The organism is Mycobacterium sp. NGS50 (assembly GCF_059812545.1).
Genome location: NZ_JCALCW010000001.1, coordinates 139441 through 162822, shown reverse-complemented (window position 1 = coordinate 162822; position 23382 = coordinate 139441). Strand labels below are relative to the sequence as shown.

At 66.6% G+C, this 23382-nt stretch carries 21 protein-coding genes; 13 read left to right on the top strand and 8 right to left on the bottom strand.

The features are described 5' to 3' along the window. Positions 1-7 precede the first annotated feature (7 nt). Genes AC5Y36_RS00835 through AC5Y36_RS00810 form a run of 6 tightly spaced genes read left to right on the top strand, consistent with a single transcriptional unit; the run spans position 8 to position 7718 of the window. Positions 8-1288, top strand: coding sequence for an MCE family protein (locus AC5Y36_RS00835; RefSeq protein ID WP_500038970.1), 1281 nt, complete (start codon positions 8-10; stop codon positions 1286-1288). After that, the gene (locus AC5Y36_RS00830; RefSeq protein WP_500038969.1) at positions 1285-2313 is read left to right on the top strand and encodes an MCE family protein; all 1029 of its coding nucleotides are present in this window, start codon (positions 1285-1287) and stop codon (positions 2311-2313) included. Before AC5Y36_RS00835 ends, AC5Y36_RS00830 begins: the two co-directional genes overlap by 4 nt. Beyond that, positions 2313-3428: an MCE family protein gene (locus tag AC5Y36_RS00825; protein ID WP_500038968.1), complete on the top strand. Its 1116-nt coding sequence runs from the start codon at positions 2313-2315 to the stop codon at positions 3426-3428. Before AC5Y36_RS00830 ends, AC5Y36_RS00825 begins: the two co-directional genes overlap by 1 nt. Beyond that, the gene (locus tag AC5Y36_RS00820; RefSeq protein ID WP_500038967.1) at positions 3428-4861 is read left to right on the top strand and encodes an MCE family protein; all 1434 of its coding nucleotides are present in this window, start codon (positions 3428-3430) and stop codon (positions 4859-4861) included. Before AC5Y36_RS00825 ends, AC5Y36_RS00820 begins: the two co-directional genes overlap by 1 nt. Next, positions 4858-6105 carry an MCE family protein gene (locus tag AC5Y36_RS00815; protein ID WP_500038966.1) on the top strand — a complete coding sequence of 416 codons (1248 nt, stop codon included), beginning with the start codon at positions 4858-4860 and terminating at the stop codon, positions 6103-6105. The genes AC5Y36_RS00820 and AC5Y36_RS00815 overlap by 4 nt, the downstream gene beginning before the upstream one ends. Beyond that, positions 6105-7718 carry an MCE family protein gene (locus AC5Y36_RS00810; protein WP_500038965.1) on the top strand — a complete coding sequence of 538 codons (1614 nt, stop codon included), beginning with the start codon at positions 6105-6107 and terminating at the stop codon, positions 7716-7718. The genes AC5Y36_RS00815 and AC5Y36_RS00810 overlap by 1 nt, the downstream gene beginning before the upstream one ends. Before the next feature lie 13 nt (positions 7719-7731). Here AC5Y36_RS00810 and AC5Y36_RS00805 read toward each other — a convergent pair whose 3' ends face one another. The 4 genes from AC5Y36_RS00805 to AC5Y36_RS00790 form a co-directional block, all read right to left on the bottom strand. Next, positions 7732-8250, bottom strand: coding sequence for an Rv2253/PknI dimerization domain-containing protein (locus tag AC5Y36_RS00805; protein WP_500038964.1), 519 nt, complete (start codon positions 8248-8250; stop codon positions 7732-7734). A 111-nt stretch (positions 8251-8361) separates the two neighbouring features. Beyond that, positions 8362-8811: a cupin domain-containing protein gene (locus AC5Y36_RS00800; protein ID WP_500038963.1), complete on the bottom strand. Its 450-nt coding sequence runs from the start codon at positions 8809-8811 to the stop codon at positions 8362-8364. A gap of 29 nt (positions 8812-8840) precedes the next feature. Next, the gene (locus AC5Y36_RS00795; RefSeq protein ID WP_500038962.1) at positions 8841-9428 is read right to left on the bottom strand and encodes a twin-arginine translocation pathway signal; all 588 of its coding nucleotides are present in this window, start codon (positions 9426-9428) and stop codon (positions 8841-8843) included. Further along, entirely contained in the window at positions 9425-10180 is a 756-nt protein-coding gene (locus AC5Y36_RS00790) for an Rv1363c family protein (protein ID WP_500038961.1), read from the bottom strand. Before AC5Y36_RS00790 ends, AC5Y36_RS00795 begins: the two co-directional genes overlap by 4 nt. Before the next feature lie 251 nt (positions 10181-10431). Between AC5Y36_RS00790 and AC5Y36_RS00785 the strand changes: the two genes are divergently transcribed. Next, positions 10432-10809, top strand: coding sequence for a hypothetical protein (locus AC5Y36_RS00785; protein WP_500038960.1), 378 nt, complete (start codon positions 10432-10434; stop codon positions 10807-10809). A gap of 3 nt (positions 10810-10812) precedes the next feature. Here AC5Y36_RS00785 and AC5Y36_RS00780 read toward each other — a convergent pair whose 3' ends face one another. Beyond that, on the bottom strand, positions 10813-11235 hold the full coding sequence (locus AC5Y36_RS00780) for an Rv2576c family protein (protein WP_500038959.1): 423 nt from the start codon (positions 11233-11235) through the stop codon (positions 10813-10815). Positions 11236-11334: 99 nt separating this feature from the next. Between AC5Y36_RS00780 and AC5Y36_RS00775 the strand changes: the two genes are divergently transcribed. From AC5Y36_RS00775 to AC5Y36_RS00765, 3 genes are all read left to right on the top strand, one after another. Next, complete coding sequence (locus tag AC5Y36_RS00775) at positions 11335-11943, top strand: TetR/AcrR family transcriptional regulator (protein ID WP_500038958.1); 609 nt, start codon at positions 11335-11337, stop codon at positions 11941-11943. Between the two features lie 90 nt (positions 11944-12033). Beyond that, positions 12034-13224, top strand: coding sequence for an amidohydrolase family protein (locus AC5Y36_RS00770; RefSeq protein ID WP_500038957.1), 1191 nt, complete (start codon positions 12034-12036; stop codon positions 13222-13224). A 3-nt stretch (positions 13225-13227) separates the two neighbouring features. Further along, positions 13228-14895, top strand: coding sequence for an AMP-binding protein (locus AC5Y36_RS00765; RefSeq protein ID WP_500038956.1), 1668 nt, complete (start codon positions 13228-13230; stop codon positions 14893-14895). 82 nt (positions 14896-14977) lie between these two features. Here the strand turns inward: AC5Y36_RS00765 and AC5Y36_RS00760 are convergent, their stop codons facing one another. Beyond that, complete coding sequence (locus AC5Y36_RS00760; protein ID WP_500038955.1) at positions 14978-16381, bottom strand: short-chain fatty acyl-CoA regulator family protein; 1404 nt, start codon at positions 16379-16381, stop codon at positions 14978-14980. Positions 16382-16503: 122 nt separating this feature from the next. Between AC5Y36_RS00760 and prpD the strand changes: the two genes are divergently transcribed. Genes prpD through AC5Y36_RS00745 form a run of 3 tightly spaced genes read left to right on the top strand, consistent with a single transcriptional unit; the run spans position 16504 to position 20044 of the window. Beyond that, complete coding sequence (prpD, locus tag AC5Y36_RS00755) at positions 16504-18009, top strand: 2-methylcitrate dehydratase PrpD (protein WP_500038954.1); 1506 nt, start codon at positions 16504-16506, stop codon at positions 18007-18009. Further along, positions 18006-18923, top strand: coding sequence for a methylisocitrate lyase (gene prpB / locus AC5Y36_RS00750; RefSeq protein ID WP_500038953.1), 918 nt, complete (start codon positions 18006-18008; stop codon positions 18921-18923). Before prpD ends, prpB begins: the two co-directional genes overlap by 4 nt. After that, positions 18923-20044 carry a bifunctional 2-methylcitrate synthase/citrate synthase gene (locus AC5Y36_RS00745; RefSeq protein ID WP_500038952.1) on the top strand — a complete coding sequence of 374 codons (1122 nt, stop codon included), beginning with the start codon at positions 18923-18925 and terminating at the stop codon, positions 20042-20044. The genes prpB and AC5Y36_RS00745 overlap by 1 nt, the downstream gene beginning before the upstream one ends. Before the next feature lie 87 nt (positions 20045-20131). On the opposite strand, the gene AC5Y36_RS00740 is transcribed toward AC5Y36_RS00745, so the two are convergent. Together AC5Y36_RS00740 and AC5Y36_RS00735 are read right to left on the bottom strand one after the other, a co-directional pair. Continuing rightward, positions 20132-21409, bottom strand: a complete 1278-nt coding sequence (locus AC5Y36_RS00740) for a cytochrome P450 (protein WP_500038951.1) — start codon at positions 21407-21409, stop codon at positions 20132-20134. A 269-nt stretch (positions 21410-21678) separates the two neighbouring features. Next, positions 21679-23358 carry an alpha-keto acid decarboxylase family protein gene (locus AC5Y36_RS00735; RefSeq protein ID WP_500038950.1) on the bottom strand — a complete coding sequence of 560 codons (1680 nt, stop codon included), beginning with the start codon at positions 23356-23358 and terminating at the stop codon, positions 21679-21681. Between the last annotated feature and the right edge of the window lie 24 nt (positions 23359-23382).

Genomic DNA, 23382 nt, shown 5'->3' with positions numbered 1-23382 from the left:
GGGTGCAGTGACGGGAAACTTCGGGTCCGGCGGCGCGCACAACCGCGCCGGTCGTTCTGCTGCGCCGGAGCAGAAGTCGTCCACCAAACGTCGGGAGACCCCGGGCTGGGTGCGGCCCACGCTGGGGCTGGTGACCATCGTGGTGATCGCCGGGATCGTGGTGTTCGCGGCCGGCATGTTCAGCGGAAGTTTCACCACCACCATCCCGGTGACCGTGCTGTCGCAGCGCGCCGGGCTGGTGATGAACCCCGACGCCAAGGTGAAGATGCGCGGCGTGCAGGTCGGCAAGGTCGAGTCCATCGACAGGCGGCCGAACGGCGATGCCGAGATCCGCTTGGCGATGGATCCCAAACTGCTGCACCTCATCCCGGAGAACGTGCTGGTAGACATCGCATCCAGCACGGTGTTCGGCGCCAAATTCGTTCAACTCATCCCGCCAGCGCACCCGAGCGCAAAGCCGTTGCGGGCCAAGCAGGTTCTCAGTGGCGACCATGTCACCGTCGAAATCAACACCGTCTTCCAGCAGCTGACCGCGGTGCTGGCCAAGATCGAGCCCGCAAAACTCAACGAAACGCTGGGGGCGCTCGCGCAGGGCGTCAACGGGCGCGGCGAGAAGTTCGGCCAGATGCTGCTCGACCTGGATCATCTGCTGGCCACGCTGGATCCCAGTTTGTCCACGCTGCGCCACGAACTCTCGGTGGCTCCCGACGTGACGCGCGCCTACGGCGACGCCGCACCGGACCTGTTCGCCACCGTCGAGCATGCGACGTCGATCAGCCGGACCTTCGTCGAGGAGCAGAACAACCTCGACGCGGTGTTGGTCAGCGCCATCGGGTTGGCCGACATCGGGAACGACGTCATCGGCGGCAACCGGCAGGCACTGACCAACGTGATCCAGATGCTGACCCCGACCACCGATCTGCTCAGCCAGTACAGCGAGGGGATCAACTGCGCGCTGATGGGCATGATGCCGTTAATGAAGACCCCGCCGTCGCCCGAACCCGGCATCTACGTATCGGTGGCGCTGCCGATGGCAGCCGAACGTTACCGCTACCCGGGCCACCTGCCGAAGGTCGCCGCAACCGGCGGACCGCACTGCACCGACATGGGGCTACCCACGCTGCCCTCGGGTTTTATCCCGCCATTCCTGGTCACCGATGACGGCGCCAACCCGTCGCAGTACGGAAATCAGGGGATCGTGCTCAACTCCGACAGCCTCAAGCAGCTGCTGTTCGGGCCGATCGACGGGCCGCCGCGTAACACCGCGCAGATCGGGCAGCCGGGATGAGCGGGTCACGGTACGGCACCGCCATCAAGTTCGGCATCTACGCCACCGTCATGGTGGTGCTGACGGCTTTCCTGTTCTTCATCTTCGGGCAGTACCGCACGGGCGCGACACAAAAGTTTTCGGCGGTGTTCAACGACGCATCGCGACTGAAATCCGGGGACTCCGTGCGCGTGGCCGGAATCCGGGTGGGCACCGTCAACGGAGTCAAGCTGCGTCCGGACAAAAAAGTCGTGGTGAATTTCGACACCGACCGCGGCATCGTGCTCACCACCGGGACCAAGGCCGCGGTGCGGTACCTCAACCTGGTCGGCGACCGATACCTGGAGCTCGTCGACGGTCCGGGGTCGACGAATCGCTTGGCGACCGGTTCGCAGATCCCGCTTGATCACACCGTTCCGGCGCTTGACCTCGACCTGCTGTTGGGTGGCCTCAAACCCGTCATCAAGGGCCTCAACGCGCAGGACGTGAACGCGCTGACTTCCTCGCTGGTGCAGATCTTCCAGGGCCAGGGTCCGACGCTGGAGTCGTTGTTTGCCAAGACGTCGTCGTTCTCGACGTCGCTGGCCGACAACAACGAAACGGTGCAGGCCCTCATCGACAACCTGAAGACGGTGTTGGCCACCATCTCCCAGGACGGTCAGAAGTTTTCCGGTGCGGTCGACAAACTCCAGACGCTGATCTCTGGGCTGTCGCAGGACCGTGATCCGATCGGGGCGGCGATCGAGTCGCTGGACCGGGGCACCGCCTCGCTGGCCGACCTGCTCGGCGCGGCGCGAGGACCGTTGGCCGGCTCGGTCGAACAGCTGAGCAGGGTGGCGCCGCTGATCGACAAGGACAAGGACCAGCTCGACGAGGCACTGCGCAGAGCCCCGGAGAACTACCGCAAACTGACCCGGCAGGGCGTCTACGGCAGCTTCTACCAGTACTACCTGTGCGGGGTCAGTTGGCGCGCGACCGACCTGCAGGGCCGCACCGTGTTCTTTCCCTGGATCAAGCAAGAAGGCGGGAGGTGCGCGGAGCCGTAATGCTGAAATACCGCGGAACTCATCTCATCCGGGCCGGTTTCATCGGCCTGGTGCTGATCGTGCTGGTGATCGCCATCGGTCTGCAGCCGGAAAGGCTCGTGGAACTGGCGACCTCGGTGCGCTATCAGGCGTTGTTCTCCGAAGCCGGCGGCCTGGCGGTCGGCAATGACGTCACGGTATCGGGCATCAAGGTTGGTGCCGTAACGGAGGTCCAGCTGCACAACGGTGACGCCCTGGTGACGTTCACCGCTCCCGGCAGCGTCGAACTCGGCTCCGACAGCACTGCGCGGATCCGGACCGGTACGTTGCTCGGCGAGCGGGTGTTGACGCTGGAATCGGCCGGCGCCAACCGGATGGCCCCCAACACCGTCATCCCGCTGTCGCGCACCTCCTCGCCGTACTCGCTGACCGACGCCGTCAGCGATCTCACTGCGAGCAGCCGTGACACCGACACCGCCGAACTCAACCGGTCGCTGGACACATTGTCGGCCACCATCGACCAGGTCGCCCCCCAGCTGGGTCCGACGTTCGAGAGCCTCACCCGCATGTCACGCTCGCTGAACGAACGCAACGCATCACTGAGCGAGCTGTTCAAAGCCGCCGGTGATGTCACCGGCGTGCTTTCGGAACGCAGCCAACAGGTCAATCAGCTGCTGCTGGGCGGCAACGATCTGCTGGGTGTGCTTTCGGCGCGGCGCCAGGCGATCGTGAACCTGCTGGCCAACACCTCGACGGTGGCGCGACAGTTGTCCGCCATGGTGCATGACAACGAGTCGAAACTCGCTCCGGCACTGGAGAAAATCAACTCGGTGACGGCGATGCTGGAGAAGAATCGCGACAACATCGGCAAGGCGCTGCCCGGGCTCGGGAAGTTCGAAACCACCCAGGGCGAAGCGGTCTCCAACGGCTTCTACTATCAGGCCTACATTCCCAACCTGATAGTCCCCCAGGTCTTCTTGCAGCCGTGGTTCGATTACGCGTTCGGGTTCCGCCGCGGTGTCAATGCGGGTCAGCCGCCCGACAATGCCGGGCCTCGCGCTGAGTTGCCGTTCCCGTACAACGGCATTCCACAACCGGGTGACCGCCCGTGGTTCGACAACCCAGGAGGGCGCTGATGGCGCGCAGGCGTATCGCGGCCGCCGGGGCGGTGGTGCTGGTCGTGCTGCTGTTCTGTGGTGCGGCACTGCTCATCCGCAATGCCTACTTCAAGCCCAATACGTTCACCGCATATTTCACTACCGCAACAGCGATCTATCCGGGCGACGAGGTGCGGGTGTCCGGGGTCAAGGTCGGCAAGATCACGTCCATTACCCCGCGGGGGACCCAGACGGAGTTGACATTGAGCGTTGACCGTGACGTCCCCATCCCTGCCGATGCGAAGGCGGTGATCGTTGCGCCGAACCTGGTCGCTGCCCGCTACGTCCAGCTGGCGCCGGCCTACCGGGACAGTGGTCCGAAAATGACCGACGGCACGACCATACCTCGGGAACGTACCGCCATCCCGGTCGAGTGGGACGAGGTGAAAAGCCAATTGATGCGGCTGGCAACGGATCTGGGACCCAGCGGCCAGGTGTCGGCCACCTCGGTGGGCCGCGTCATCGATAGCGCCGCCGGCGCGCTGGACGGTAACGGCGACAAGTTGCGCCAGACCCTGTCCCAGCTTTCCGGTGTCGGGCGGATCCTGGCCGACGGCAGCGGAAACATCGTCGACATCATCAGCAATCTGCAAACCTTCGTCACCACCCTGCGGGACAGCAACACCCAGATCGTGCAGTTCCAAGACCGCCTGGCCAGCTTGACCAGCGTGGTCGACGACAGCCGTTCCAGTCTCGACGCCATGCTCAAGGAGCTGTCGGTGGCCGTCGACGATGTCCAGCGCTTCGTCAACGGGAGCCGCAGTCAGACCGCTGAGCAGGTGCAGCGGTTGGGTAATGTCACCCAGAACCTGGTCGAGCACCAGAAGGACCTCGAGCAGGTGCTGCACGTGTCGCCCACCGCGTTCGCGAACTTCTACAACATCGTCAGTCCCAACACCGGTAGTCCACTCGGTGCGTTCACCCTGGCCAACTTCCAGAGTCCCGTCGGGGCCCTTTGCGGGATGGTCGGTGCCATCGAGAACGTCACCGCGCTGGAGAGCTCGAAGCTGTGTGCGCAATACCTCGGTCCGGCGTTGCGGCTGCTGAGCTTCAACGAGGTGCCCATCCCGTTCAGCCTGTTCCTGACCCCCGCCGCCACCCCGGACAAGTTGGTCTACAGCGAGGACCGGCTACTCCCCGGGGGTACCGGGCCGAGGCCGATACCGGCAGAGATACCGCCCTCGGTGTCGGCGTACACGGGGTTGCCGGGTGTCGATCCGGTAGGGCCGGAACCGCCGCCGCCGCCGGCACGTATCCCGGGGGTCGCGGTACCGGTGCCCCCGCCTTCGACCGGAACCGGGTTCTTCCCCGACCAACTCACTCCCGCGGACCGGGCATTGCTGCCGTCCCCCGCCCCGGCGCCCGGCAACGTGCCGGATCTGCTGCTCCCCTCCGAAAGTCCGGCGCCGTGATCCGCAAACTGCTAACGATGAGCGCCATCGCGGCCCTGATGTCGGGATGCGCCTTCCAGGGGCTGAACTCGCTGCCGCTGCCCGGAACCGTCGGGCACGGGAAGGGCGCCGCCGTGTATCACGTCCAGGTCGCCAATGTGGGTACCCTGGAGTCCAATTCGCCGGTAATGGTCGACGACGTCGTGGTCGGCAGCGTCGGCAAGATGACCGTGCAGAACTGGCATGCCGAGGTTGAGGTATCCGTCGAGCCCGGGGTGGTGGTACCTGCCAACGCGGTGGCCACGGTCGGACAGACCAGCTTGCTGGGTTCGATGCACCTGGCACTCGACCCGCCGGTGGGGCAGGCGCCGCACGGGAAGCTGGCACCGGGGGCCACCATCGGGCTGGACAAGTCGTCGACCTATCCCTCTACCGAGCAGACGCTCGCATCGTTGTCGGCATTGGTCAACGGCGGTGGGCTCGGGCAGATCGGCGATGTCATCCACAACTTTTCCGCTGCGCTGTCCGGTCACGAAACGCAGGTGCGCGACCTGCTGACCCGCTTAGACGATTTCGTCGGCTTGCTCGACACCCAGCACGACGACATCATTGCCTCGATCCAGGAGTTGAACCGGGTCGCATCCACCTTCGCCGGTCAGCGTGACGTGCTCACCCAAGCGCTGCAACGGATCCCGCCGGCTCTCGATGTTCTGGTCCGGGAGCGGCCGACATTCACCACGGCGCTGCAAAGGCTGGGTACGTTCAGCGACACCGCCACCCGGCTGATCAACGACACCCAGGGCTATCTGGTACGTAATCTGGCGAACCTGGAACCGGCCCTCAAAGCGCTGGCCGATGTCGGGCCTGACCTCGATACCGTGTTGGCGTACCTGACCACATTCCCCTTCCCGCAGAGCCTCATTGATCGGGGTGCTCGCGGCGATTACATGAACCTCTATGCGATCGTGGACATCACGGTTCCGCGACTCAAGCGCACGCTGATGCTGGGCACCCGGTGGGGTGAGCCGGGCGCGGCGCAGGTGCCGGCACCCGGCGATCCGTGGTACCTGAACTACACCTACGACCCGCTCAGCGTCGGTGTGCTGCCGTCGCGCCCCGGCCCGCCGCCTGCCGGTGCGCCGGGGCCGGGACCGGTTGCCCCTGCACTGCCGGGCCCGGCGCCGGCGGCGCCGGGACCACCTCCAGTCGCTGATCCCGGTGCCGCACCGCCGCCGGCGGCAGTACCGAGCGATGGGGACGGCTGATGCTGACACGTTTCGTCCGAATGCAATTGGCGGTGTTCACCATCGCGTCGATCGTCGGCGTGCTGGTGATGGTGTTCGCCTACATCCAGGCACCGATGCTGCTCGGCGTCGGCCGGATGACGGTCACCCTCGAACTGCCCGCGACCGGCGGCTTGTACCGGTTCTCCAACGTGACGTATCGGGGCGCGCAGATCGGCAAGGTCACCAAGATCGATCTAACCGAGACCGGTGCGAGGGCGACGCTCTCGTTGGACACCTCACCGAAGATCCCGGCCGACGAATTGCAGGCCAAGGTGCTCTCCGTCTCGGCGGTGGGCGAGCAATACGTCGAGTTGCTACCGCAAACCGACGCGGCACCGTATTTGCGCGACGGCTCGACGATCACCATGTCCGACAACGACATCCCGCAGCAGGTCGGGCCGATGCTGGATCAGGTCAGCGCGCTGATCAACAGCATCCCCAAGGACCGGCTGTCTGATCTGCTGGACGAGTCGTATCGGGCCCTCAACGGCGCCGGCTTCGACCTCGAGTCGCTCAGCGACGCGTCGGCGAAAGTCGCTGCCGACGCCGACCGGATCGCCGAGCGGACCCGTGCACTCATCGACGACAGCAGCCCGCTACTGGACGGGCAGGCGCAAACCGCCGACGAGATCCGCACCTGGGCGCGCAGCCTGGCGCATGTGACCGGAACCGTAGTCGACGATGACCGTCAGGTACGCACCCTGCTGACCACCGGCCAGGTGGCCGCCAACGAGGCGTCCGCGTTGCTTCAGCAGATCAAGCCCACGTTGCCGGTGCTGCTGGCCAACCTGACCACCGTGGAGGAGACCCTGGTGGTCTACCGGCCCGCGGTCGAACAGTTGCTGGTGCTGCTGCCGCCGACCGCGGCGGCATATCAGTCGTTCGGGCCTACCACCAATGCGACCGGGGTGACGGCGGGTGACTTCGTCTTGTCGGTCTCCGATCCGCCGGCCTGCACCGTCGGGTTTCTGCCGCCGTCGCAGTGGCGGTCGCCCGCCGACACCACCACCATCGACACCCCGGATGGTTTGTACTGCAAGCTGCCTCAGGATTCACCGCTGAATGTCCGCGGCGCCCGCAACCTTCCCTGTATGCGCCATCCCGGCAAACGGGCGCCGACGGTGGCGATCTGTGACAGCGACAAGCCGTTTGTGCCGCTGGCGATGCGCCAGCACGCCACCGGCGCCATGCCCTTCGACCCGAATCTGATCGCGCAGGGCATCCTGCCCGACGACCGGGCCACCTTCAACGACCAGATCTACGGACCACGCGAGGGCACCCCGTTGCCGCCGGGCGTGGTTCCCGGGCCTGCGGCGGCCCCCGGACCGCCGGGTGCGCCGGCGACCACCGACAGCCTGCTGCTGCCCCCGGTGCCGCCGCCGGCCGACGATGCAGCCGCCCCCGGCGCCGCAACGCCGGGGATGGCGCCAAGCGCATACGGACGCAACGAGTCTGAATCCGGCCCATCGGTTGCCATCGCTCAATACAACCCGAAGACCGGTGTCTACATGGCGCCGGATGGCAAGACGTTCCAGCGATCCGACATCGTGTCCGGGAAGCCGAAGTCGTGGAAGGAGATGCTGCCCGCCTGAGGCGAGGCCGCGCTCACGCCACCTTGCGCATGGTGAATGGCATCCGGATGGTGAGCCACTGGTTCACACCGCATGCCCCGCTTTGCGCGACCGTTCGGTCTTCGCCGGCGAACTGGATGGCCTCGGATTGGCGAATCATCACCATGCCGTTCTCGTCTACGCCGTAGAAGCGGATGGTCTGCTCACCGGGGAACGTGGCCCCGTCGTCGCACCGTTCCCAATCAGGGATCAGGCGTTTGACTTCCCACTGGCCGGCGAACCGGATCAGCGGCACCGTCCAGCCCGCGTCGCTGCTGACCTGTCCGGTACAGGTCGACGGGGCACTGCACGTCGAGCTGATGGTCCAGGTGCTGGTGACGGTCGGCTCGTTGTGATAGGACTCACGGGTTTTCGCCCAGTCGCCCATGGAGCGGGCGATGAACGTCCCATTGATCGGCATCTCGTCGGTGATGGCTCGGGCTTGTGGGTGGGCCGCTGTACCGGGCAGGGTCAGGGCGACAATCGCGCCGGCAATCACTCCACGTGCGCGCATCGCAGGCTCCTTACGGGTGCGAACGGAGGCAGCCGCTGGATAGCGGGATTCTCAAACTAGGAGAATAACACTTCGATGACTTTGCCGGACCGGGAATCTCGGTCCGCCCCGCTACATCCGCGACAGCGAGAAGGGGTAGGTGGTGGTCCCGCCCGGCCCGCCGTCACAACCCGTCTCGGACACCGAGTCCATGGCGCCGGTCAACGTCGCCGCATCCCAGGAGTAGGTGTCGTGGGTGACGTAGGCGGGGCCGTAGTAGACGCCGCCGCAACGCAGGCCGTAGGGGTCCTCGACGGTCATGGTGTAGCGGCCGTTGGCCAGGTGGGCGTAGCCGTCCCAGGTGTCGGCTTTGGCGTTGGGACGGGGGATCTGGCTGACCTGGACGCAACCCTTCTCCGATGGGCAGGGCGAGATCTTCCACACCATGGAATGGAAGTCGTACCGGTCGGGGATGGACAGCTCGTAATTGCCGACCACCATGTCGGCGTGGGCGAGCGGGGCGAGCGCCATTGCGACCGACGTGGCCGCCGCCGCCGCGAGACACCGTGCTACCTGGTTCATATGGCCTCCGTCCGCTTGCCCAGACCGGTCTAGACCGGCTCGAATTTTGAGATCAACCAGGAGTCTTTGATTTTCGTCAGCGTTACCCGCACGCCGCTCGCCGCGAATCCAGGCTCCGGTCGCTCGCTGCTCGCATTGGTCTGGTCGACGAATAGCAGTACGGTCGCCGAGCGCGGGCGCAGTTCTGACACGGCGCCCCGTACCAGCCTGGCGCTGGCGTGCACGCCGCGCTGCTTGACCGCGGGTCCCATGACCTCGTCAGTGAATCGGCCGTAGTAGGTGAGGAACTCCCCGGTGAGATGCGATTTCGCCGTGGCCATCTGGGCGTCGAAGGTGTCCGGGGTGTAGGTAAGCAGTGCCAGTGTGCCATCCTCGGCGGCCGCGAGCACCGCCTTGGACGCCGCGTCGTCAGTCTGCTGGTCGGGGCGGTACTGCAGGAAGAAGTAGCCGACTGCGAACCCCACCGCGGCCACGGTGATCACGGCCAGCGTGAGCAGCCGCCAGCGAGGCGCGCGGCGTGGGCCCGGTGTGTCGGTGTCGGTCCGGGCACCCCCAGCATTGCCGGCGGAGATGTCGTCTTCTGGGGTGTCGGCCAGAACCGGTTCGTCGGCGCTCATTGGACGAACTCGACATCGGCGATCTTGAGCTGCCCGCCATCGCGGGACAGCGTCATGGCGATCCGCCAGAGCCGCGGCTGCTGCGGCGCCCCTTCGGCGTTGGTGCCTTCGGTGCGCGCGGCGACCAGCGCGACGGCCGAGTCCGCGCTCACCGATTCGACGGCGACATCGGTGACCGCCACCCGGGTGACGACCTTCGACTTCTCGAGGTCCGCGACCAGTTCCTTTGCGCCCGCCAGGTAGTGGTCCTTGAACTTGCCGGTCGAGTGATCGATCAGGCCCTGTGTATCGGCTTGGGCGGTAGCGTGATCCAGGGTCATCAGGATCTCGGTGTTCTCGCGTGCGGCCGTGGCGACTTCGGCCGTTTGCCGGGAGTCCCGGGCCGATATCCAGTGCCGCCACCCCATGTAGCCGGTCGCGGTGAGTGAGCAGCAGAGCATCAGGACGAGCGCCGCGACGGTGACGGTCACCCGAGTGGGCAGTCGAAACCTGCGCCGCTTGTTGGCGCGCTCGGCGAAATCCGCGGCGTCGCCTGCGGCTTGCGGTGGTGCGGTGTCGTCGGATGCCGTCGCGATCTCGGTGGTCTCGGACGTCGCGGCTTTGGCCTGCTGGCGTGCACGTTCGGCACGGGCACGGGCAGCCTCGGCGCGGGCCTCCGCCTTGGCAGCTGCGGCCTCGGCCTCCTGCAGATCGTCGGCGGTCTCGCCGGCGTCGGAGTCCAGTGCAGTCGAGGGACGATCATTGGTCGACACCGCCACCTCCTTACGCGCCGGACGGGTTGAGGAGAACCACGTTATCAGTCGGGCGGGCGGGCCGGCCGGTGGTGCACCGGCCGATCCTCGGATCACCGGATTTACCTGCGTAAATAGTGTTTCCGCGGGAGGCGATTCCGGGCCCGATAGGGAGGGCGCCGTGCGGCTCGTGCACCGCGATCCGCGACTTGCGCCGAAGTAATCTTCTCCGACAGTGAGAATTCGCTTTCCGGATGTGGCAGAGTGGGGCGGTGCGATGGAGGGTGGCTGCTGCCACGGTGCTGGTTGCCGCTGCGGAATGGTCGGCGCCGATCGCCGCGGCGGAGCCGACGGCGTGCGACAACCCGTTCTGCACTCCGGGGATTGCCGGGGGAGTGACGCTCGGCGCCCCCTGCGACAACCCCACCTATTTCGTCTTCGGCACGACGGACTGGGGCCGGCTGGTGTTCTGTGGGTCGCCTCGTCGGTATGAGCCGAGATACTTCCGGTCCCCGCCGATGGTGGGGATCAAGGAGGAAGGCGCCAACTGCAAGCAGTATCCGAACTACGTCGCCCAGGCCCCGGATGGTCTGTTTCTCACCTGCACCGTTGCGCACGGCGAGACTGTTTGGGTCCGAGGCGACCTCTAGCCCTTACCAACTCCGCAGCGAGCACAGCGTGCCCTTGGGGCCGTTGCTGGACTTCACCACCACCCCGTCGACGGCCAGTTGGCATTGAAAACCGGTGGTGACGTTGGAATCTCCGCTGGTCGCCGTGACCATGGCCCACTGGTCGGGGTCCTGCAAGGTGACATCGAGCACCCAGGGCTTGCCCGGTCCGATGTCGGCTTCGGTGCGGGGGCTGTAAACGTACGGGTCGTGGCTGTAGTCGGCGAACGTCGGCGGGTCGGTGTCGCGGTAGTAGATGTAGGCGTACACCGGCGTGCTGGCGGTGACGGTGTAGCGGACCTGGTGCGGCCCGGCGTGCGCGGGCGCACTCATCGCCAAACCGGACGACGCCACCAGCGCAACCGCCATGGCGCCCAGGGCCCGTGAGCGTAGACGTGAAAGCGTCATCTCCGAATACTAGAACGCCGTTTCCGGACGCTGCGCGGATATCTGCGATTCGGACCTCGCCCGGCGTTCGACCGACGCTACGATATCGGTCGAACGCCTATGTCCCAGTCAGTTAATCGGCCCCGCCGGATCGGCGCGCCGGACGCCAAGAACCGGGCACTGCTGTTGGACGCCGCCGAGCAGTTGATGCTGGAGGAGGGCTACCCCGCGGTCAGCTCGCGACGGGTGGCCGAGAAGGCCGGTCTCAAGCATCAACTGGTCCACTATTACTTCCGCACCATGGACGACTTGTTCTTGGCGGCGTTCCGTCGGCGCGGTGATCAGGGGCTGGAAGATCAGGCGGCGGCGCTGAAATCCCCCAAACCGCTGTGGGCATTGTGGCGGTTCAGTACCGATCCGGCCGGGGCCGCGCTGACCACGCAGTTCATGGCGTTGGCCCACCACCGCAAGGCGTTGAAGGCGGAGATCGCCCGCTATGCCGAGCAACTGCGCGCCGAACAGTGCAAGGCGGTCGCCGAGCTACTCGAACAATCCGATCTCGACACCGAGGAGTGCCCGGCCGAGGTGATGATGGTCCTGATGACCAGCCTGTCGCGGATGCTGGTGATGGAGGAGGAGGCGCTGGGGATGACCTCGGGCCATGCCGAGACAGTCACCTTCGTCGAGCGCTGGCTGCACCGGTTGGAGGGCGAGCCGCCGGCGTCGTAGCCGCAGATCTGCCCGCGACAAGTCCGACGTGCGCATTGCGGCATCCGCGAAAAGAGAATACCCTTCTCATGAACTGAAAAGGAGCATCTCATGGGTCAGCTGTCGCACCGGGTCGACATCCCGTTTCCGCTGTTCGACGCGGACAACCACCTCTATGAGCCGCCGGAGGCGATGACCAAGTACTTGCCCAAGGAGTACAAGGACGTCGTCCAGTACGTCGAGATCAACGGCCGCACCAAGATCGCCATTCGCGGCCAGATCAGCGAGTACATCCCCAACCCCACCTTCTCCGTGGTGGCCAAGCCGGGTGCCTGGGAGGAGTACTTCAAGTTCGGCAACCCCGACGGCAAGAGCAAGCGTGAGCTGTTCGGCGAGCCGATGAAGTCGATTCCGGCGTTCTTCGAGCCCGCGCCGCGCCTCGAGCTGATGGACGAGCTCGGCGTCGAGCGTTCGCTGATGTTCCCGACCCTGGCCAGCCTGATCGAGGAGCGGCTGCGCGACGACCCGGTCGCGATCCACGTCATCATCCACTCGCTCAACCAGTGGCTCGACGAGGTCTGGGGCTTCAACTACAAGAACCGGATCTTCACCACGCCGGTGATCACCCTGCCCATCGTCGAGAAGGCCATCGAGGAGCTGGACTGGGCGGTCAAGCGCGGTGCTCGCGCGATCCTGATCCGCCCGGCGCCGGTGCCCGGCTTCCGCGGGCCGCGGTCCTTCGCACTGCCCGAGTTCGACCCGTTCTGGCGCAAGTGCGTCGAGTACGACGTGTTCGTCGGGATGCACTCCTCGGACAGCGGCTACTCCCGCTACACCTCGGAGTGGGACGGCGCCAGCCAGGAGATGCTGCCGTTCCAGACCAATGCCATGTCGATCCTCAACGAGTGGCGCCCGATTCAGGATGCGGTGGCCTCCTGGGTGATCCACGGAGCGCTGTTCCGCCACCCCAAGCTCAAGGTGGGCATCGTCGAGGCCGGCTCGAAGTGGATGTTCCCGCTGCTGGACTCGATGACCGAGGTGTACAAGAAGGCGCCGGAAGCCTTCTTGGGCAACCCGATGGAGGAGATCAAGAACCGCATCTACGTCAGCCCCTTCTACGAGGAGGGCATCGACGACCTGATCAACCTGATCGGTGTGGACCAGGTGCTCTACGGCTCGGACTGGCCGCACCCGGAGGGGTTGGCCGAACCCACCCACTACGTGACGGCGTTGTCGCATCTGCCGGTCGAGGACCAGGCCAAGATCATGGGCGGCAACCTGGGTCGCCTCGTTACCCTCTAAGGGGTGCAGCGTTGGCAGACCATCCCCGAGATGGTCTTGAGCGCCGGCGACCGCTTCGGTGCCGCCGAAGCGGTCGCCGACGGCCCGCTGCGGTTCAGTTTCGCCGAGCTCGCCGAGCGGGTCCGGTGTGCGGCAGGGGCATTCGCCGCAGCCGGTATCGAGAAGGGTGACCGGGCGGCGATCTGGGCGCCGAATTCCGCGGAGTGGATCATCGCCGCGTTCGGTCTGTTGACCGCCGGGGGTGTGCTGGTTCCGGTCAACACCCGCTTCAAAGCGGCCGAGGCGGACGACGTGATCCGCCGCAGCGGATCCAAGCTGGTTCTGGTCGAGAAGGGTTTCTTGGGGCTGGATTTCACCGTTCCGCCGGGCGTCCCGGTGATCGACCTGAAGTCGGATTTCCTGGCCAGCGGCCCGCCGCTGTACCGCCCGGTGGACGGCACCGCGATCGCCGACATCATCTTCACCTCGGGCACGACCGGCCGGCCCAAGGGCGTGATGATGAACCACCTGCAGAATCTGCGGGGGTACGCCGACTGGTGCGACCTCGCCGACCTCCGCGAAGGCGACCGCTATCTGATCGTCAACCCGTTCTTCCACACCTTCGGCTACAAGGCCGGGTGCATCGCCTCCTGCATCCGGGGCGCCACCATGCTGCCGGTACGGGTGTTCGACGTCGCGGCGGTGCTGGAACTCATTGAGGCCGAACGGATCACCATGCTGCCCGGGCCGCCGACGCTGTACCACTCCTTGCTGGCGGCGCAGGGGGAGCACGACCTGTCGTCGCTGCGGGCCGCCGTCACCGGGTCCGCCGACATTCCGGTGGAGCTGATCCGCCGGATCCGCAACGAACTTCCCTTCCAGTCGATCATGACCGGTTACGGCCTCACCGAAGCAGGTACCGTGACGGCCTCCCGGCGCGGCGACTCCTTCGAGGACATCGCCACCACGGTGGGGCGGGTGTGCGATGACCTGCAGGTGCGCATCGACGGTGGTGCCGAGGCCGGTGGTTCAGCGAGGCTCGCCGGAGGTGAGGCGAAGCTGGAACCGCCGCATCAATCTGGTGGTTCAGCGAGGCTCGCCGGAGGTGAGGCGAAGCTGGAACCGCCGCATCAATCCGGTGGTTCAGCGAGGCTCGCCGGAGGTGAGGCGAAGCTGGAACCGCCGCATCAATCTGGTGGTTCAGCGAGGCTCGCCGGAGGTGAGGCGAAGCCGGGATCGCCGCATCAATCCGGTGAACTGCTGGTGCGCGGCTACAGCGTGATGCAGGGCTATCTCGACGACCCGGCTGCTACCGCCGCGGCGATCGATCCCGACGGCTGGCTGCACACCGGTGACCTGGCCAGCATCGACGACGCCGGGCGGGTGCGCATCGTCGGGCGGATGAAGGACATGTTCATCGTCGGCGGTTTCAACGCCTATCCCGCCGAGATCGAGGGCTTCCTGCTGGAGCATCCCGCCGTGCGGCAGGCGGCGGTGATCGGGGTGCCCGACGAGCGGCTGGGACAGGTGGGCAAGGCCTTCGTCGTCGCCGAAAGCCCGGTTTCCGAGCAGGATCTGATCGCCTGGAGCCGGGAGCGGATGGCCGGGTTCAAAGTGCCGCGGTCCGTGCAGTTCGTCGCGGACCTGCCGCTGAACGCCACCGGCAAGGTTGACAAAGCCCAGCTGCGGTGAGCATTCCGGGCGCGAGCAGACGTAAATGTGCCCTTTGGGGGGCGGATTGGGCACATTTGCGTCTGCTCGCGGGTGATGGCGCCTAGCTCGCCGGCGGATACGGCAGATTGCTGCTGGTCTGCGGATCGACCTGAACCGGACGGCCCAGATACGGGAACGCACGTTGCGGGCAGGCCGGCCGATCGCAGATCCGGCACCCCGCGCCGATCGGTACCGTCGCGGCGGCGTCGCTGAGATCGATGCCGATCGAGTAGACGAGTTTGTCGGCGTGCGCCAGATCGCAGCCCAACCCGATGGTGAAGCTCTTCGGCGTCCCCAGATAGCGGCTCGGGGTTGACACCGACGTCTTGGCCAGCCAGAAATAGCTACGGCCGTCGGGCATCTGCGCCACCTGGGTGAGGAATTCGCCGGGGCGGGACAGGGCGTGGTGCACCACCCACAGCGGACAGTTGCCGCCCACCCGGGAGAAGTGAAAAGCGGTGGCGGACTGGCGCTTGGAGATGTTTCCGGCGCTGTCGGTCCGTACGAAGATGAACGGCACACCGCGCGCGTCCGGGCGCTGCAGCGTGGACAACCGGTGGCAGATGGTCTCGAAACCGACCTCGAATCGGCGGGCGAGCTGGTCGATGTCGTAACGCAACTCGGTGGCAGCGGACAAGAACGGCCGATACGGCAACAGCAGTGCGCCGGCGAAATAGTTGGCCAGCCCGATGCGTGCCACATCGCGGGCTTCGATGCTCAATCGGTCGTCGCCGGCCACGATCGTGTCGATCAGGTCGGTGTGCAGCAGCAGCGCGAGCTGGGTGGCGAGCTGGAAGGCCCGCTGTCCGGGCAGCAGCCAGCGCGCGAGGTAGAGCACCTTGGCGTCGCGGTGATAGCGGCGTTTGACACCTGCGCCCAGCGCGTCGCCGTCATCGATGACCACGGTGATGCCGAACCGTTCGGTCAGCAGCCGGGCCAGTTGGCCGTCGAGGCCGCCGACGCGTAGCCGCTGGGTGGAGAACAGCTCTTCGGCCGCCCGATCGAGTGCGTCGATGTAGTTGCGACGGTCGTAGAAGAAGTCGCGCACCTCCTCGAACGGCATCGGTGGTTGCGTTCCGGTCTGGGCGTTCAGGGCGGCCCGGCCGTGAACGGATTCGAGTTCGGCGGTCGCGTCATGCAGGCGCCGGTGCAGGCTCACCATCGCCTGGCCGACATCGGGCATTCGGGCGATCAGTTCCTCGATCTGGGCCGCCGTGACGTCCGGTAGCACCTCGCGCAGATCGGCCGCCAACCGGGCGTCGGCATCCGGCGCGAAGTAATGGGTGGGCAGGTCGAACCGGTCCGACAGGGCGAGCAGGACCGGCACCGTCATCGGGCGCTGATCGTTCTCCAGCTGGTTGACGTAGCTCGTGGACAGGTTCAGCGCACGCGCCAGCGCGACCTGTGTCAGGCCTTTCTCATCGCGCAGCCGTCGAAGGCGAGCGCCCGCGAATGTCTTCGCCACCGTCACCGGACTCTACGCCACCTGCGTTACACAAAATTCGCAAACGTGCATCGCTGAGGACGCATAATTACGCAGATACAGGTACTTTCCCGGATGGCGTCGGACTGAGTAGCCTGCGGATTATGCGTAACTACGACGTCAGGACACGACGCAGCGCCGACGATTTCCCGCCTACCGAGCACTTGGCCTACAGGATCGCGCAGGTCGCCGCGGACCCGGTGGCGGTCCCCGCGGAGACCGAGGCGATGGTGATCAACCGCATCATCGACAACGCCGCGGTGTCGGCGGCCGCGGTGACCCGCCGGCCGGTCACCGTCGCGCGGGCGCAGGCCCTGGCGCACCCGAACCGGCACGGCGCGGCGGTATTCGGCGTGGCCGGCACGGTGTCGGCGGAATGGGCCGCCTGGGCCAACGGTGTGGCCGTGCGTGAACTGGACTTCCACGACACCTTCTTGTCCGCCGAGTACTCCCACCCGGGCGACAACATCCCGGCGTTGGTGGCCGTCGCACAGCAACTAGGCGTGCGCGGGTCGGATCTGATCCGCGGCATCGCCACCGCCTACGAAGTGCAGATCGATCTGGTCAGGGGAATCTGCCTGCACGAGTACAAGATCGATCACGTCGCCCATCTGGGCCCGTCGGTCGCCGCCGGACTGGGCGCCATGCTGCGATTGGATCCGGAAACCATCTACGACGCGATCGGCCAGGCGCTGCACCTGACCACCGCCACCCGCCAATCCCGCAAGGGCCGCATCTCCAGCTGGAAGGCCTTCGCCCCGGCATGGGCCGGCAAGGTGGCCATCGAGGCCGTCGACCGGGCGATGCGCGGCGAGGGATCGCCCGCGCCGATCTGGGAGGGCGAGGACGGTGTCATCGCCTGGCTACTCGGCGGGCCGGAGCGCAGCTACCAGGTTCCGCTTCCCGAACCAGGTGAGCCCAAACGCGCCATCCTGGACAGCTACACCAAGGAGCACTCCGCCGAATACCAGAGCCAGGCCCCCATCGACCTGGCCCGGCGGCTGCGGGAACGCATCGGCGACCTCGATGAGATCGCCTCGATTGTGCTGCACACCAGCCATCACACCCACGTGGTGATCGGTACCGGCTCAAACGACCCGCAGAAGTTCGATCCCGATGCGTCCCGCGAAACGCTGGACCACTCGGTCATGTACATCTTCGCGGTCGCCCTGCAGGACGGTGGTTGGCATCACGAACGGTCCTATGCGCCCGAGCGTGCCCACCGGCCCGATACCGTCGCGCTGTGGCGCAAGATCTCCACCGTCGAGGATCCGGAATGGACCCGGCGTTACCACTCGAATGATCCCGCCGAGAAGGCATTCGGCGCCAAAGCCGTCGTCACGTTGCGCAGCGGCGACACGATCGTCGACGAGCTCGCGGTGGCCGACGCACACCCGTTGGGAGCGCGCCCATTCGAACGCCCGCAGTACATCGCCAAGTTCGCCGAACTCGCCGACGGTGTGGTGCAAGCCGGGGAACAGCAGCGGTTCCTGGCAGCCGTCGACGGCGTCGCCGATCTCAAACCCGGCGGCCTGGATGCGCTGAACCTCCGCGTCGACACCCGTGTGCTGGACCAGGCGCCCAGCGTTCCGGCCGGGATATTCCGATGAGCACCGGTCTTTTTGGTGCGACGACGCCGGCGTCGGAGAAACGTCGCTGCTTCCGCGCCGGGCTGGAATCCGGTCGGCTACAACGCCTCCCGGGCGCCTTCTCGCCGCTGGTGGCCAAGCTGATCGCCGAGCTCGGATTCGACGGCGTTTACGTCTCCGGCGCGGCGCTGTCGGCCGATCTGGGCCTGCCCGACATCGGCCTGACGACGCTGACCGAAGTGTGTGCCCGGGGCCGGCAGATCGCCGCCGTCACCGATCTGCCGACACTGATCGACGCCGACACCGGTTTCGGCGAGCCGATGAGCGCAGCCCGCACGGTGACGCTGCTCGAAGACGCGGGGCTGTCCGGACTGCATCTGGAAGATCAGGTCAACCCGAAACGCTGCGGGCATCTCGACGGCAAGGCTGTGGTTGCGGCCGCGGACATGGTCAAGCGGCTGCGTGCGGCCGTGTCGGCGCGGCGTGATCCGAACTTCATCATCTGCGCGCGCACCGATGCCGTCGGCAGCGAGGGGATGTCCGCCGCGATCGATCGGGCCAAGGCCTACGCCGACGCCGGAGCCGACCTGATCTTCACCGAAGCGCTGGGCACCCCGGCTCAATTCGAACGGTTCCGCGCGGCGCTCGACACCCCGCTGCTGGCCAACATGACCGAGTTCGGCAAATCCGACCTGCTCACCCGCGCCCAGCTGGCCGATATCGGCTACAACGCGGTGATCTACCCGGTGACGACGTTGCGGCTGGCGATGTACGCCGTCGAGGCCGGCCTCCGCGAAATCGCGGACACCGGAACGCAATCCGGATTGCTGGGCCGGATGCAGCACCGCAGCAGACTCTACGAGCTGCTCCGCTACGCCGATTACGGGCAATTCGACACCGACGTCTACAACTTCGGGTTACAGGGAGTGCGCTGATGACCGCCGCCATGGATGGACGTGTTCACAAGGGTCTGGCCGGGGTCATCGTGGACACCACCTCGATCTCCAAGGTGGTGCCGGAAACCAACACCCTGACCTACCGCGGCTACCCGGTCCAGGATCTGGCCGCGCACTGCAGCTTTGAACAGGTCGCCTACCTGTTGTGGCATGGCGAGCTGCCCACCGATCACCAACTGGCGCTGTTCAACCAGCGGGAGCGCGCGTCTCGGCGGCTCAACCGCTCCCTGCTGTCGTTGCTGGCCAAGCTGCCCGACACGTGCCACCCGATGGATGTGGTGCGCACCGCGATCAGCTATCTGGGCGCCGAAGATCCCGACGAGGATGACAGCTCGGTGTCGGCGAACTACGCCAAGGCGCTTCGTATGTTCGCGGTGCTGCCGACGATCGTGGCCGCCGACATGCGCCGCCGCCGCGGCCTGGACCCGATCGCCCCGCACAGTCACCTGGGCTACGCCCAGAACTTCCTGACGATGTGTTTCGGTGGGCTGCCCGAGCCGGAGATCGTGGTGGCCTTCGAGCAGTCGATGGTGCTCTACGCCGAGCACAGCTTCAATGCGTCGACCTTCGCCGCCCGTGTCGTCACGTCCACCCGTTCGGACATCTACAGCGCGGTGACCGCCGCGATCGGTGCGCTCAAGGGGTCACTGCACGGCGGCGCCAACGAGTCGGTGATGCACGACATGCTCGAGATCGGCGCCGCGGATCGTGTCCCGGAATGGCTGCACGGCAAGCTGTCCCGCAACGAGAAGGTGATGGGCTTCGGGCATCGGGTGTACCGCAACGGGGATTCGCGGGTACCCACCATGAAGGCGGCGTTCGAGCGTGTCGCGGCCAACCGCGACGGGCGCCGCTGGCTGGACATCTACCGCCGGCTGGAGCAGGACATGTTCGCGGCGACCAAGATCCAACCCAACCTGGACTTCCCGACCGGGCCGGCCTACTACCTGATGGGTTTCGACATCGCCAGCTTCACACCGATCTTCGTGATGAGCCGGATCACCGGGTGGACGGCGCACATCATCGAGCAGGCGGCATCCAACGCCTTGATCCGGCCGCTCAGCCAATACACCGGGCAGCCTCAACGCGCGCTGGTGTAGCCGCCAACCGGCGCGAGCAGTCGCAAATGTGCCCTATTGAGGCCCGAATTGGGCACATTTGCGACTGCTCGCCGGAGATGGGTCGTGCTAGCCGACCGGGGTGTATTTCAGGTGCAGCTCGGTCAGCCCGCGCAGGATATAGGTCGGCTCAAAGCTGTAGGCGCGGTTGTCGGCCGGACCGTGCTTGTCCTCGTTGATACGGATGTCGGCCATCCGGTCCAGCATCCGGTTGAGGCTGACCTTGCCCTCGACCCGGGCCAACGGCGCGCCCGGGCAGGAGTGCACGCCGCGGGCGAACGCGATGTGCTCGCGAACGTTCTTGCGGTCGAGCTGGAACTCGTGCGGGTTGTCGAATCGGCGCGGATCCCGGTTGACCGCCCCCGGCAGCACCATCACCACGGTGCCCGCCGCCAGCTCGAGGTCACCCAGGGTGGTGGACTTGCGGACCAGCCGGGAGTCGCTTTTGACCGGGCTCTCCATCCGCAGCGATTCCTCGATGAACGCGGGGATCAGGCTGCGGTCGTCGCGCAGCGCCTGCTGGATATCGGGCCGGTCGCCGAGCGCCTGCAGGGCGGCGGAGAGCAGCTTGGCGGTGGTCTCCTGGCCGGCGGCGAACAGGAACGTCGCCGAGCGCACCACGTCGATGACCTCCGGGGTGGCCCCGTCGGGGTACTTGGCGGTCGCCAACGCGGTCAGCACGTCGTCGCGAGGGGTGCTGCGCCGGTCCTCGATGTAGGAGCAGAAACGCTCGTCGAGCCACTCCAGCGGATTGATGCCGACGGTCTCGTGGTCGAGGGCACCGACCCGCGCACCCGGGCGGTCGGCGCCGAGCACACTGCGGAACTGTGTGTGGTCTTCGGCCGGCACACCGAGCAGGTCGGCGATCACCAACGTCGCGAACGGCTTGGAGTACTCGGCGATGAACTCGCATGCGCCGTTGGCAAGGAACTCGTCGAGCTGCTGGTCGGCCAGCCGCCACATGAACTCCTCGTTCTCCTTGAGCCGGGCCGGGGTCAGTAGCCGGCTCAGCAGCGAACGGGCCTGGGTGTGCTCCGGCGGGTCCATGGTGACCATGTGCTCGAACATCGGGAACGAGGTGCGGTGGGCGTCGATCTGGGCGCTGATGTCGTCGCCGTCGGGTTCGAACGGCAGCGGCGGGAACGGCCCGCCCAGCGCAACGCAGTTGGAGAAGGTCTCGGGGTCCCGGTAGACCGCGGCCGCCTCCTCGTATCCGGTGACCGCGACGACGCCGTAGTGCGGCAACCGCAATACCGGGTTCTTGGCGCGCAGGTGGTCGAAGTAGGGGTGAGGATCGGGCACCAGCGAGGGATCGGTGAAGAAGTCGATGGTGTCGAAGTCGCTCATGACACGTCTCCCAACGCGTAGGTGTGACCGGCCGATGCTGAGCACCTGCTTAGCACGATGCCTTCTGGATGGTCAAGATCAATCGAAATGGAAACGACGTTATCGCAGGTCACCATGGATGTTCTGGATCATTCAGGAGGTGTTGCGGGCTGGTAGTGCATCCCAATGATAACGGCATTCTCGCTGCGGGGACAGACCGGTGCGGACGCGTCGCGTTGATCCTGCGTGCACCAGACAAAGGGCCCGAGCGGTGTCTGGTAGCCGCAGCGTCAGTGCCCAGGGGTGGGTGGCGCCATCGATCCGGCCAGTTCACGCAGCAGCACCGGGACATCCATCCGCGGCACGACGGCTTCCACCAGCACCATCCGGTCGGGATGCTGGGCGGCGGCGGTGAACGCGTCGTCGAGTTCGCCGTAGGTCTGCGCCCGGAACATCAAATGGCCGCGCACCCCCAGCGCGACCGGGATGTCGCGCCACTTCCAGGCCACGATGTCGTTGTAGTAGGCCGTCGGCCCGTGGATGGCGCGTTCCACGGTGTATCCGTCGTTGTTCACCACCACGATCACCGGCGCCAGCCCCTCGCGGGAGAACGACCCCAGCTCCTGCACGGTCAATTGCGCCGCGCCGTCGCCGATCAGCAGTACCGGGCGGCGGTCCGGGTGCGCCAGCCCGGCCCCGAACGCGGCGGGCAACGTGTACCCGATCGACGCCCACAGGGGTTGGCCGATGAACGTCACGCCACGCGGCAGGCGATGGTCCGCCATGCCGTAGAACGCGGTGCCCTGGTCGGCCAGCACGATATTGCCCGGCGTCAACGCGTCGGCCAACCTGTTCCACAGCATCTCCTGGGTCAGGGGAGCATCCCGGTCCGGCGCCGCGGGCGGCGCCTCCGCGGCACCGGAGGCGACCGCGACAGAGGTGACTTCACGCCGGACCAGGATTCCGGTCAGTGCCCGCAGCGCCGCGTCGAGATCCAGCGGCGCGAAAACCTGTCCGGCCACCGTGCTCTGGTTGACGCCGACGTCGATGGTGCGGGCCGCGTCGATGTGTTGGCTGAAGAACCCGCTGACCATGTCGGTGAACATCACCCCGGCCGTCACCAGCACCGGTGCCTGTTCGATGGCCCGTCGCACCGGGTCGGCGCTGGCCGCACCGGCGTAGATGCCCAGGAAGTTGGGAGAGCTCTCGTCGACCAGGCTCTTGCCCCACATCAGCGTGGCGTGCGGTACCACGTCAGCGGCCAGCAGGGCTTCCAGTTCGGCGACTGCTTCCAACCGGTGGACCAGGAAGTCGGCGAGCACGGTCAGCTGATGGTCGGCGATGAGTTCGGTTGCGGCGGCGGTGAACAGCGCCAGCGCCCGCGGGCTGGTGCCGCCGGCGTGGCGGGGCAGCGGGGCCTCGGGCGGTTCGGCGGGGAAGCGCGCCACATCGGTGGCCATCAGCAGGTAGCCGGGCCGCCTGAACTCACGCACCTCCGTGAGGACCCGGTCGATCTCCCGTGTGGCCGTCGCGGGTGTGAGATTGCTTTGTGTGCAGGTGATTTCACGACTCATGCGGAAGAAGGCCTCGAACTCGCCGTCGCCGAGCGAGTGGTGCAACGGCTGCCGCGCGGCTTGAGCGTCCTTGGCCGGACCGCCGACGATGTGAACCACCGGAACGTACTCGGCGTAGGCGCCGGCGATCGCGTTGGCCGCCGACAACTCGCCCACCCCGAACGTGGTGACCAGCGCTGCCATGCCGCGCAGCCGACCGTAGCCGTCGGCGGCGTAGCCGGCGTTGAGTTCGTTGGCCGCACCGACCCACCGCAGCCGCGGATGGTCGATGACGTGGTCGAGGAACTCCAGGTTGTAGTCGCCGGGGACGCCGAAGATTTCGGTGACGCCCAGTTCGGCGAGGCGGTCCAGCAGGTAGTCGCCGACGGTGTACGCGGCCGCGGGGGTGGCAGGCACGATCCCGACGCTACGGCGTTTGTC